Here is a 283-nt window from a genome sequence, read left to right on the forward strand (position 1 = left end):
GCAACGCCCAGGCCTATGCCTCCTTCCTCGCCCGCAAAGGGGACAAGTCGAAGGCGCTCGCGGTGCTCAACCAGGCCGAGGCCTTTGCGCCGGGCAAGCTGGAAATCACCACGCTGCGCGACAGGATCAGCAAGGGCGACAAGATCGAGCCCCTGGTCGCCACTCCGGCGGACGGTGCCTCGGAAATCCTGCTCGACCTCGCCACCGCGCTCAACCGCGGCGGCGGCGAGCCTTTCGTGCGGCTCTATCTGCAATATGCGCTGGCGCTGAAGCCGGACAGCGA

The 283-nt window shown here is 67.1% G+C and carries 1 pseudogene; it reads left to right on the forward strand.

The annotated features are described in order from the left end of the window. A pseudogene (locus tag EN804_RS36705) lies at positions 1–283 on the forward strand (hypothetical protein); the annotation flags it as partial.

This window comes from Mesorhizobium sp. M8A.F.Ca.ET.161.01.1.1 (assembly GCF_004792105.1).
GTDB lineage: Bacteria > Pseudomonadota > Alphaproteobacteria > Rhizobiales > Rhizobiaceae > Mesorhizobium.